General features: G+C 57.4%; 11 protein-coding genes. 1 reads left to right on the plus strand and 10 read right to left on the minus strand.

The window, feature by feature from the left end:
* Positions 1 to 2 precede the first annotated feature (2 nt).
* The 10 genes from KGA98_RS11775 to rpsB form a co-directional block, all read right to left on the minus strand.
* Complete coding sequence (locus KGA98_RS11775; RefSeq protein WP_007990260.1) at positions 3 to 506, minus strand: OmpH family outer membrane protein; 504 nt, start codon at positions 504 to 506, stop codon at positions 3 to 5.
* Positions 507 to 551: 45 nt separating this feature from the next.
* A complete protein-coding gene (bamA, locus tag KGA98_RS11780; protein WP_223502388.1) occupies positions 552 to 2,927 on the minus strand; it encodes an outer membrane protein assembly factor BamA in 2,376 nt (791 codons plus the stop codon).
* A gap of 74 nt (positions 2,928 to 3,001) precedes the next feature.
* Positions 3,002 to 4,354, minus strand: coding sequence for a sigma E protease regulator RseP (gene rseP / locus KGA98_RS11785; RefSeq protein WP_223502389.1), 1,353 nt, complete (start codon positions 4,352 to 4,354; stop codon positions 3,002 to 3,004).
* A 53-nt stretch (positions 4,355 to 4,407) separates the two neighbouring features.
* Positions 4,408 to 5,598 carry a 1-deoxy-D-xylulose-5-phosphate reductoisomerase gene (gene ispC / locus KGA98_RS11790; protein ID WP_223502390.1) on the minus strand — a complete coding sequence of 397 codons (1,191 nt, stop codon included), beginning with the start codon at positions 5,596 to 5,598 and terminating at the stop codon, positions 4,408 to 4,410.
* Positions 5,595 to 6,401, minus strand: coding sequence for a phosphatidate cytidylyltransferase (locus KGA98_RS11795; protein WP_057716172.1), 807 nt, complete (start codon positions 6,399 to 6,401; stop codon positions 5,595 to 5,597). The genes ispC and KGA98_RS11795 overlap by 4 nt, the downstream gene beginning before the upstream one ends.
* On the minus strand, positions 6,401 to 7,156 hold the full coding sequence (uppS, locus tag KGA98_RS11800) for a polyprenyl diphosphate synthase (RefSeq protein WP_150812904.1): 756 nt from the start codon (positions 7,154 to 7,156) through the stop codon (positions 6,401 to 6,403). Before uppS ends, KGA98_RS11795 begins: the two co-directional genes overlap by 1 nt.
* A 14-nt stretch (positions 7,157 to 7,170) precedes the next feature.
* Positions 7,171 to 7,728: a ribosome recycling factor gene (gene frr, locus KGA98_RS11805; protein ID WP_008000041.1), complete on the minus strand. Its 558-nt coding sequence runs from the start codon at positions 7,726 to 7,728 to the stop codon at positions 7,171 to 7,173.
* The gene (gene pyrH / locus KGA98_RS11810) at positions 7,725 to 8,468 is read right to left on the minus strand and encodes a UMP kinase (RefSeq protein WP_056720982.1); all 744 of its coding nucleotides are present in this window, start codon (positions 8,466 to 8,468) and stop codon (positions 7,725 to 7,727) included. The genes frr and pyrH overlap by 4 nt, the downstream gene beginning before the upstream one ends.
* Positions 8,469 to 8,681: 213 nt before the next feature.
* Entirely contained in the window at positions 8,682 to 9,545 is an 864-nt protein-coding gene (tsf, locus tag KGA98_RS11815; RefSeq protein ID WP_008052779.1) for a translation elongation factor Ts, read from the minus strand.
* A gap of 189 nt (positions 9,546 to 9,734) precedes the next feature.
* Positions 9,735 to 10,472 (minus strand): 30S ribosomal protein S2, encoded by a 738-nt coding sequence (gene rpsB / locus KGA98_RS11820; RefSeq protein ID WP_007978390.1) that lies wholly within the window; start codon positions 10,470 to 10,472, stop codon positions 9,735 to 9,737.
* Between the two features lie 371 nt (positions 10,473 to 10,843).
* Here rpsB and map point away from each other — a divergent pair, with 371 nt between their 5' ends.
* Positions 10,844 to 11,626: a type I methionyl aminopeptidase gene (gene map / locus KGA98_RS11825; protein WP_102669828.1), complete on the plus strand. Its 783-nt coding sequence runs from the start codon at positions 10,844 to 10,846 to the stop codon at positions 11,624 to 11,626.
* The last annotated feature ends 39 nt before the right edge of the window (positions 11,627 to 11,665 follow it).

The raw sequence follows: 11,665 nt of genomic DNA on the forward strand, positions 1-11,665 counted from the left end.
AGTTACTTCAGCTGATTCATGCGCTCGATAACCTGGCGAGTGATGTCGTACTGAGGCTTGACATCAATCACTGCGCCACGCTCGAAGACCAGGTCAAAAGCACCTTTCTTGATGACTTCTTCCACAGCGCTGTCCAGTTTCGGCTTGAGCTGCTTCAGCATTTCACGGTCGGCAACGGCTTTGGCTTCGTTCAGTTCCTTGGACTGGAACTGGAAGTCACGGGCCTTTTGCTTGAATTCAAGCTCCAGACGCTCGCGCTCGCCCTGCTGCATTTTGTCGCCACCGGCCATCAGACGGTCCTGAATGCCCTTGGCGCTGCTTTCCAGCGTCTTGAGCTTGGTCAGCTGAGGGCCGAACTTCTTCTCGGCATCCACGGCGTATTTCTTGGCCGCGTCGGACTCCAGCAGAGCCATCTGATAGTTCAGAACAGCAATTTTCATGTCGGCGAACGCCGGACCAGCGACCAGTACGCTGGCCAGGAGAACCAATTGAGTCAACTTACGCACGATGCACCCCTACAAAATTCATTGTCGTTATCTTGGGTCAGACGCTTAGAACGTCTGGCCGAGAGAGAATTGGAACACTTGAGTTTCAGCGTCATCCGGTTTCTTGACTGGCATGGCCAGGGCGAAACTCAGAGGACCCAGTGCGGTGACCCAGGTCACACCCACACCGACGGAACTGGCCATGTTGCTCAGACTGATATCGTTGCACTTGGTATTGGACTTCGAGCCATCCGCGTTTGTGGTATCCGAGCAAGATGAATCGAACACGTTACCCACATCCCAGAATACCGAGGTCCGCAGGGAGCGTTGATCCTTGATGAACGGCAGCGGGAACAGAACCTCCACACCACCCTGGATCAGGACGTTACCACCGAACGGCAGCGGATCCTGGTCCGGGTCGACCGCTGTACCAGGGTTCTTGCCGGTACTTGGTGTACTGCGAGGCCCCAGGGTGCTGTCCTTGAAGCCACGAACCGAGTTGAAACCACCAGCATAGTAGTTTTCATAGAATGGCAAGCCATCCGTCGACCCGTAGCCATCGCCATAACCCAGCTCGGTGTGCAGGCGCATGGTGTAGTTCTCGCTCAATGGCTGGAACAACTGGCCACGGTAGTCGAGCTTGAAGAACGACAGGTCGCTGCCTGGAATCGTGGATTCCAGCACCAGGCTCTGGGAATGACCACGGGTAGCGAGCACACCCTTGTTCAGGGTGGACTCGGACCAACCGGCCGAAGCCTTGAAGTTCAGGTACTTGTCGCCTTCCTTGTTAACGAAGTCGAAGATCTCGTCAACGGTGTACACACCTGTCTTGATCTCGTCCTGCTGAGCCGTCAGGCCAAAGGTCAGACGCGAAGTCTCGCTGATCGGGTAGCCAACGCTCACGCCTGCACCCAGGCTGTCTACGGCGTAGCTGGCGATGTCAGTATCGAGCTCGTCATAGTCAGTCGTGCGGTAGAACGCGTTGTAACCCAGGCTCACGCCGTCGGCGGTCCAGTAGGGGTCGACAAAGCCGAAGTTATAGCGGGTCTGGTATTCGCTTTTGGTCAAGCCGACGCTGACCTTGTTACCGGTACCCAGGAAGTTGTTCTGGGTGATCGAACCACCGAGGATCAGACCGGCGCTCTGGGCGAAACCGACGCTGGCGGTAATCGAACCGGAGGCTTGTTCTTCAACGCTGTAGTTGACGTCCACCTGGTCATCGACACCCGGCACGGCCGGGGTCTCAACGTTGACTTCCTTGAAGAAGCCCAGACGTTCAAGACGGGTCTTGGATTGGTCGATCAGGTAAGTGGAAGCCCAGCCGCCTTCCATCTGACGCATTTCACGACGCAGCACTTCGTCTTCGGACTTGGTGTTGCCACGGAAGTTGATGCGGTTCACGTAGGCACGCTTGCCCGGATCGACCGCGAACAGGATGTCTACGGTGTGATCTTCTTCGTGCGGTTGAGGCACACCGTTGACGTTGGCGAAGGTGTAACCCTCGTTACCCAGGCGACGGGTGATCAGTTCGGAGGTGGTGGTCATCAGCTTGCGCGAGAACACCTGGCCTTTTTGCACCAGCAACAGGGACTTGACCTGGTCTTCAGGGACTTTCAGGTCACCGCTGAGCTTGACGTCACGAACGGTGTACTTCTCGCCTTCGTTGACGTTGACGGTGATGTAGACGTGCTTCTTGTCTGGCGTAATGGAGACCTGAGTCGAAGCGATATCCATGTTGATGTAGCCACGGTCCAGATAGTAGGAACGCAGGCGTTCCAGGTCACCGGACAGCTTTTCACGGGCGTACTTGTCATCGTTCTTGAAGAACGACAACCAGTTGGTGGTCTTGAGTTCGAACAGGTCGATCAGGTCTTCGTCAGGAAAGACCGTGTTGCCCACCACGTTGATGTGCTGGATAGCCGCAACGGTGCCTTCGTTGATGTTGACCTTCAGGCCGACGCGGTTACGCGGCTGCGGCACCACTTCGGTGTCGACGGTAGCCGAGTAGCGACCCTGGGCGACGTACTGACGTTGCAGCTCGTTACGCACACCTTCGAGGGTGGCACGCTGGAAGATCTCGCCTTCGGCCAGACCGGATTGCTTGAGGCCTTTCATCAGGTCTTCGGTAGAGATCGCCTTGTTGCCTTCGATCTCGATACTGGCGACCGACGGGCGCTCGACTACCGTAATGACCAGGACGTTGCCATCGCGGCCCAGCTGGATATCTTGAAAGAAACCGGTTTTGAACAACGCACGAGTGGATTCCACCAGGCGACGATCATCCGCCTGTTCACCGACGTTCAACGGCAAAGCACCAAAGACGCTACCCGCGGAGACCCGCTGGAGGCCATTGACGCGAATATCAGAGATAGTGAAGGACTCGGCGTGAACTTCGGCGATCATCAATACGGTGAGAACCGCAGTTAGCAGCAGACGTTTCATGAAGTCCTTTCTTATTCCAACTGGCAATAAACAAACTGCCGCAAAATGCGGCAGATTCGCAATTCAGCGAAGCGTTACAGTCGACCCAGATCATTAACCAGAGCAAGCAACATCACCCCGATCACCAAACTGATACCGATCTGTATCCCCCAACCTTGCACCCGATCTGACAAGGGACGACCACGCACCCACTCGATCAGATAAAACAACAAATGCCCCCCATCCAGTACCGGAATGGGCAACAAATTCAGAACGCCCAAGCTAATACTCAGATAAGCAAGGAAATTCAGGAAATCAGCAACACCCGACTGGGCCGAAGCGCCCGCCACTTTAGCAATGGTTATCGGTCCACTCAAGTTTTTTACCGAGAGCTCGCCGAACAACATTTTCTTCAGTGAATCGAGGGTCAGCACGCTCATGGTCCAGGTGCGTCGAGCCCCCTCGCCAATTGCTGCCAATGGTCCGTAGCTGACCTCGCGGATCATCTCCGGCGGCCAGTCGATCGCTTTCACCCCTGCCCCCAAATAACCGCTGGGTGACTTGCTCTCGCCGCGAGCGGCAAGTGTTACCGGGACGTCGATCTGAGCACCGTCGCGCTCAACCCGCAGCATGATTTTGGTATCAGGATGCATACGGACGGTATCGACAACCTGCTGCCAGTCATCGAGCGTACGACCATCGAGCGCGAGCAACCGGTCACCGGTCTTCAGGCCGGCAGCCTTGGCCGGCCCCTTTGGATCGAGCTCGGCCAGGACAGGCGGCAATGCCGGACGCCACGGACGAATCCCCAAAGAATGGATAGGGTCGGGCTCGTCAGCCCCTTTGAGCCACTTGTCCAGCGCAAGTTCACGAGGAGAGTCGGCCGTGGAACCCTGTTCGCGCACCACTATCTGCAACGAACCGCTTTCGCCCAGGCGACGCACCAGCTGCAGGTTCACCGCCGCCCAGCCGGAAGTCGCCTCACCATCAATGGCCACGATTTCCTGGCCGGGGCTCAAACCTGCCTTGGCCGCAATACTCCCGGACTCGACAGCACCGATGACCGGACGCACCTGCTCGCTGCCGAGCATTGCCAATACCCAGAAGAACGCCAATGCCAGCAGGAAGTTGGCAATCGGCCCCGCCGCTACGATGGCAATGCGCTGACGAACGGATTTACGATTGAAGGATTGATCAAGCTGATCGAGCGGTACTTCACCTTCGCGCTCGTCGAGCATTTTGACGTAGCCGCCCAACGGGATGGCGGCGACGACAAACTCGGTGCCCTGTTTGTCGTGCCAACGCAGCAAAGGCATGCCGAAACCTACGGAGAAGCGCAGCACTTTGACCCCACAGCGACGCGCGACCCAAAAATGGCCGAACTCGTGGAAGGTAACCAGCACACCCAGAGCGACCAGGGTGCCGACAATCATATAGAGCGCGCTCATCTACTTTCTCCGCATTCCTATCCACTGCTGCCTGGGCCAACTATCCGCAGCATTTACCGCCCGTGACGGCTCAACCATTGTCCGGCCAGCAATCGGGCCTTCGCGTCTGCCGTGAACACCGCATCGAGATCATCCACTGCCACTACGGGCTCCAGATTCAGTACTTCCTCGATGATACTCGCGATTTCCGGGTAACGAACCCGTTCGTCGAGAAATGCCGCTACCGCCACCTCGTTCGCCGCATTGAGCATGGCTGGCGCGCTGTTACCCGCTTCGGCCGCCTGACGAGCCAGACGCAGGCACGGGAAACGATCTTCATCGGGCGCCTGGAAGTCCAGCCGCGCAATGGCAAACAGGTCCAGCGGCGCCACACCCGAGTCAATCCGCTCCGGCCAGGCCAGGGCATTGGCGATGGGCGTGCGCATGTCCGGATTACCCAGCTGTGCCAGAACAGAACCATCGACGTAGTCGACCAGCGAATGGATCACACTTTGCGGGTGAATCACCACCTCGACCTGCGAAGGCTTTGCATCGAACAGCCAGCAGGCTTCGATCAACTCAAGCCCCTTGTTCATCATGCTGGCCGAGTCAACGGAGATTTTTCGCCCCATGGACCAGTTCGGATGAGCACACGCCTGATCGGGAGAAACATGCGCCAGCTCCGCCATGGGCGTCTGTCGGAACGGACCGCCGGAAGCCGTCAGCAGAATCCGACGTACGCCAACCACCTCAAGGCCACGGGCATAATCGAGCGGCATGCACTGGAAAATCGCGTTGTGCTCGCTATCGATCGGCAGCAACACCGAACCGCTCTTGCGCACGGCCTGCATGAACAGCGCGCCGGACATGACCAGCGCTTCTTTATTGGCCAGCAGAATCTTCTTGCCGGTCTCCACCGCCGCCAGTGTCGGGCGCAAACCCGCCGCACCGACGATGGCCGCCATGACCGTATCGACTTCCGGATCGGAAGCGACCTGACACAAACCTTCCTCACCCACCAGAACACGGGTCGAGAGACCCGCCGCGCGCAAATCATCTTGCAGGGTGCGGGCAGCTGCGACCTCAGGCACCACGGCAAATCGCGGGACATGGCGCACGCAGAGCGCCAGCAATTCACTCAAGCGGGTGAAGCCAGTCAAGGCAAAGACCTGATATCGATCAGGGTGACGAGCGATGACGTCGAGCGTGCTCAGGCCAATCGAGCCGGTCGCCCCCAGAACGGTAATCTGTTGCGGGCGGCTCATGGGGCAGCCATCCACAGCAGCACCGCAAACACCGGAATCGCTGCCGTCAGGCTGTCGATACGATCCAGCACGCCGCCGTGACCCGGAAGCAGATTACTGCTGTCCTTGATCCCGGACTGACGCTTGAACATGCTTTCAGTGAGATCACCCACCACCGAAATGAACACGATCAGTGCGGCACCGATCAACCCTTTGAGCAGCTCGGCCACCGTCCAGTCGCGTACCAGACCAACGATTGTGGTAATCACCAGGCTCAGCGCCAGACCACCGTACACGCCCTCCCAGCTTTTGCCCGGACTGACCTGAGGTGCGAGCTTGCGTTTGCCGAAAGCGCGACCGGAGAAGTAGGCGCCAATATCGGCACCCCAGACCAACACCATCACCGCCATGATCAGCCAGTTACCCAGCGGGTATTGCTTGATCTGCACCAGACCTTGCCAGGCCGGCAGCAGAATCAACAGACCGATCACCAACTTGGTCGCCGCACTGGACCATTGCTCGCTCGAGCGCGGATAGGTCAGCACCAGATACGTCGCCACTGCCCACCACAGCACTGAAGCGCCCAATACCCAAGGCGCGAGGCCGGGCAGGATGTACATGAGGAACAGCACCAGAGCGACCACAGCGGCATAGCCGACGCGGTACGCTTGAGCGGCAAAACCCGCCAGACGCGCCCATTCCCAGGCACCAAGGGTCACGACCAGCCCGATGAACAGTGCAAAACCGGAACCTTCAAGCAGGAAAAATCCGCACAAGGCAATCGGCAACAGGATCAGTGCGGTGATGATTCGTTGTTTAAGCATTAAACCCGGGCCCCAGCCTCGACCTGCTCGCTCGTTTTACCGAAGCGGCGCTGGCGGGAAGCGAAATCGGCCAGCGCATTGCGCATGGCATCGTGTTTGAAGTCCGGCCAGAACAGGTCGGAGAAATACAACTCGGCATAGGCCAGTTGCCAGAGCAGGAAGTTGCTGATGCGGTGCTCGCCACCGGTGCGGATGCACAGGTCCGGCAACGGCAGATCGCCTGTGACCAGGCAGGTCTGCAGCAGATCAGGCGTGATGTCTTCCGGACGCAAGTGCCCGGCCTGAACTTCTCGCGCCAGTCGTTGCGCAGCTTGCGCGATATCCCACTGACCGCCGTAATTGGCGGCGATCTGCAGAACAAAACGATTGGCACCAACCGTCATGGCCTCGGCTTCACGCATGGCAGCCTGCAGCTCAGGATGAAAACGCGAGCGGTCACCAATGATGCGCAGGCTGATGTTGTTGTCGTTGAGGCGTTTGGCCTCACGACGCAGCGCCCTGAAGAACAGGTCCATCAAAGCGCTGACCTCATCGGCAGGACGCTGCCAGTTCTCACTGGAGAAGGCGAACAGGGTCAGCACCTCGACCTTGGCCTCGGCGCAGACTTCAATGACTGCACGTACCGCATCCACGCCCGCTTTATGCCCGGCGACACCAGGCATAAAGCGTTTCTTCGCCCAGCGATTGTTACCATCCATGATAATCGCGACATGGCGCGGCACCGCGGACGGTGCAGTCTGCTTAGTCTTTTCCATGAAAACACAACCCTTTATACGGCCATCAGGTCTTTTTCTTTCTGTGCCAAGTCCGCGTCGATTTTAGCCACGAATTTTTTGGTCAGGTCGTCGATCTCGCCAGTCGCACGACGCTCTTCGTCTTCACTGATCTCTTTTTCCTTGACCAGATCCTTGAGCTGACTGTTGGCATCACGACGGATGTTGCGCACGGCAACACGGGCATCTTCCGCGACGTCACGAGCCTGCTTGGTGAAGCCCTTGCGGGTTTCTTCGGTCAGGGCAGGCATGGAGATCAACAGCAACTCGCCAAGGTTGGTCGGGTTCAGGTTCAAACCTGCGCTACCGATCGCCTTGTCGACAGCACCCAGCATGTTGCGCTCGAAAGCAACGACTTGCAGGGTACGGGCGTCCTTGACTGTGATGTTGGCCACTTGCTTGATCGGGGTGTCGGAGCCGTAGTACGGCACCATCACACCTTCCAGGATGCTCGGGTGCGCCTGGCCGGTACGAATACGGCCGAAGTTGTGCGCGAGCGACTCCACGGACTTCTGCATGCGCTCTTGAGCGTCTTTCTTGATTTCGTTGATCATTGTGCGCCTTCCTCGATCAGGGTCCCTTCAGCGCCGCCGTGTACGATATTCAGCAGGGCGCCGGGCTTGTTCATGTTAAATACGCGTAGTGGCATCTTGTGGTCGCGGCACAGGCAAATGGCCGTCAGATCCATCACACCCAGCTTGCGATCCAGCACTTCATCATAAGTCAGATGATCGAACTTCTCGGCATGCGGGTCTTTGAACGGGTCAGCGGTGTAGACACCATCGACCTTGGTCGCCTTGAGCACGACATCGGCATCGATTTCGATTGCACGCAGGCAGGCTGCCGAATCCGTCGTAAAGAACGGGTTGCCGGTACCGGCCGCGAAAATCACCACGTCCTTGGAATTCAGGTGACGCATGGCCTTGCGACGATCGTAGTGATCGGTCACGCCAACCATGGAAATAGCGGACATCACGATGGCCGAGATGTTGGCGCGCTCAAGGGCGTCGCGCATCGCCAGGGCGTTCATCACAGTGGCCAGCATGCCCATGTGGTCGCCGGTGACCCGGTCCATGCCAGCCTTGCTCAGCGCTTCACCGCGGAACAGGTTGCCACCACCGATAACCAGACCAACCTGAACGCCGATGCCGACCAGTTGGCCAACTTCCAATGCCATGCGATCCAGAACTTTCGGATCGATCCCGAACTCTTCCGAGCCCATCAGGGCCTCGCCGCTAAGCTTGAGTAGAATGCGTTTATAGCGAGCCTGATAACCACTGCCCTGCTGAGCCATTGCGAATCTCTCCTGCGGCGTATTTTAAAAAAATTCTTTGCGAGCTGTTTTACAGCTGACGCTCACTCTAGCTTGGCACTGCTTCAGCGCCATCGGAACATGGCTTTGTAAGCCAGTTCCAAAGGGAAACCAAATAAAAATTGATACCCCATCTGAAAAGAGGCTGCGCGCGTGAGCGGGCAGCCTCTTCTGGGCGACAGTTAAAAAACCGTCTTATTGCTTGGCGGCAGCCAGCTGGGCAGCAACTTCTTCTGCGAAGTTGTCCACTGGCTTCTCGATGCCTTCGCCTACTTTGAAGTAAGTGAAGGAAACGATTTCAGCGCCGGCTTTCTTGGCCAGGGCACCAACGGTGACTTCCGGGTTCATCACGAAAGCTTGCTCTACCAGGCTGGCCTCAGCCAGGAACTTGGTGATACGGCCGGCAATCATCTTCTCGACGATTTCAGCTGGCTTGCCTTTCATCTTGTCTTCGTTCAGGGTCAGGAAAACGCCCTTCTCGCGCTCGATGGCTTCTGGCGAAACCTGCGATGGCAGCAGGAACTCAGGGTTGCTTGCCGCCACGTGCATGGCGATCTCTTTGGCCAGCTGAACATCGCCGCCCTTGAGAACAACAGCAACACCGATCTTGTTACCGTGCAGGTAGGTGCCGACAACGTCGCCCTCTACGCGTACCAGGCGACGAATGTTGACGTTCTCGCCTACTTTGGCGACCAGAGCTTCACGAGCCGATTCCTGAGCGGCGATCAGCGGAGCTGCGTCGGTCAGTTTTTCGTCGAAGGCTTTTTCTACGCAGGCAGCAACGAAGTTCTTGAAGTCGTCTTGCAGGGCCAGGAAGTCGGTCTGCGAGTTAACTTCCAGCAGCACGGCTGCCTTGTCGTCAGCCTTGATGGCGATAGCGCCTTCAGCGGCAACGTTGCCAGCTTTCTTGGCAGCCTTGATGGCGCCCGAAGCACGCATGTCATCAATGGCTTTCTCGATGTCGCCGCCAGCCTTGGTCAAGGCCTTTTTGCAGTCCATCATGCCTTCGCCAGTACGCTCGCGCAGTTCTTTGACCAACGCTGCAGTAATCTCTGCCATTTCAAAATCCTCTTGGATAGGTTTTCAACCATTCCACCCGATCGAACGGGCGATCAATTCTTCCCGAACCACCCTTGTTAGCTGCCGCACGTTACAGATAGAGCAGTGGGCGCCGACAAATGGTTTTCGAGGTGGCAAAAAGGGGGCCAAGCCCCCTTTTTGCTTACTGAGTCAACGCCAAGGCGTCAATTACTCAGCTGCTGCTACCGGAGCTTCTTCAACGAAAACTTCGGTGCCGCCGGCAACATTGTTGCGACCGCGGATGACAGCGTCAGCCATCGAACCCATGTACAGCTGGATAGCGCGGATTGCGTCATCGTTGCCTGGGATGATGTAGTCAACGCCTTCCGGGCTGCTGTTGGTATCGACTACGCCGATAACCGGGATGCCCAGCTTGTTGGCTTCGGTGATCGCGATGCGCTCGTGATCAACGTCGATAACGAACAGAGCGTCTGGCAGACCGCCCATGTCCTTGATACCACCCAGGGAACGATCCAGCTTTTCCAGGTCACGAGTGCGCATCAGCGCTTCTTTCTTGGTCAGCTTGGCGAAAGTACCGTCTTCGGCTTGTACTTCAAGGTCACGCAGACGCTTGATGGAAGCACGGATGGTCTTGAAGTTGGTCAGCATGCCGCCCAACCAGCGGTGATCGACGTACGGCGAACCGCAACGTGCTGCTTCTTCAGCAACGATCTTGCCAGCGGAACGCTTGGTGCCGACGAACAGAATCTTGTTTTTGCCCTGGGCCAGACGCTCTACGAAAGTCAGAGCTTCGTTGAACATTGGCAGGGTTTTTTCAAGGTTGATGATGTGGATCTTGTTACGCGCACCGAAAATGTACTTGCCCATTTTCGGGTTCCAGTAACGGGTCTGGTGACCGAAGTGCACACCGGCCTTCAGCATATCGCGCATGTTGACTTGGGACATGATAGTTCCTTAATAAGTCGGGTTTGGCCTCCACGTATCCCAATGACCAACCAGCAGCATCAGCTGAAGGCACCCAGGTCATCGTGTCGACACGTGTGTGGATTTAGGCTTCCCGGGACATCCCCGGAAAGCGGCGCATTTTATATCACAAGACAGGGCAAAACGGAACCCGGATTCTGAAATCCTGGCGAGCGTTTTGTTCCACCCCTTGGAATCCGCCAAGAATGCACCATTCTATAGAGAGAAGCGATGCACACGGCCGCAGATTTGCGCTGATCGTCTGGTAGAATCGTATTTTTCAGGGCCGCGAAGTTCGATCGCGCATTGCCCCTTCCGTTTAGAAAGCGCCGCCTGGCGCAAAGAGAGCCTGTATGACCGTCACCCTCAAAACTCCCGAGGATATCGCCAAAATGCGTATCGCCGGCAAACTGGCCGCCGATGTGCTGGAAATGATTGCCGAATACGTCAAGCCGGGCGTTACCACCGATCAACTGAACCAGATCTGCCACGACTACATCGTCAATGAGCAGAAAGCCATCCCTGCCCCGCTCAATTACAAGGGCTATCCAAAGTCGATCTGCACGTCGATCAACCATGTGGTCTGCCATGGCATTCCAAACGACAAGCCGCTCAAAGATGGCGACACCCTGAACATCGACGTCACCGTCATCAAGGACGGTTACCACGGTGACACCAGCCGGATGTTCCACGTCGGCAACGTACCGGTCTGGGCCGAGCGCCTGTCCCAGGTGACCCAGGAATGCATGTACAAGGCGATCGAGATCGTCAAACCCGGCTGCCGCCTGGGCGACATCGGCGAAATTATCCAGAAGCATGCGGAAAAGAACGGCTTCTCGGTGGTTCGCGAATTCTGCGGCCATGGTATCGGCAAGGTATTCCACGAAGAGCCGCAGATCCTGCACTACGGTCGCGCTGGCACCGGCATGGAACTCAAGGCCGGCATGACCTTCACCATCGAGCCGATGATCAACCAGGGCCGCGCCGACACCAAGGTACTGGGCGACGGCTGGACCGCGATCACCAAGGACCGCAAGCTCTCGGCACAGTGGGAACACACCCTGCTGGTGACCGAAACCGGTTACGAGATCTTCACCTTGCGCAGCGATGACACCATCCCTCGCGTTTCGGCCTGATCCCGCTACCGTACATCGCCTATAGAAAGGAAAGCCAAT

This window comes from Pseudomonas sp. BF-R-24 (assembly GCF_019947335.1).
Taxonomy (GTDB): domain Bacteria; phylum Pseudomonadota; class Gammaproteobacteria; order Pseudomonadales; family Pseudomonadaceae; genus Aquipseudomonas; species Aquipseudomonas jessenii.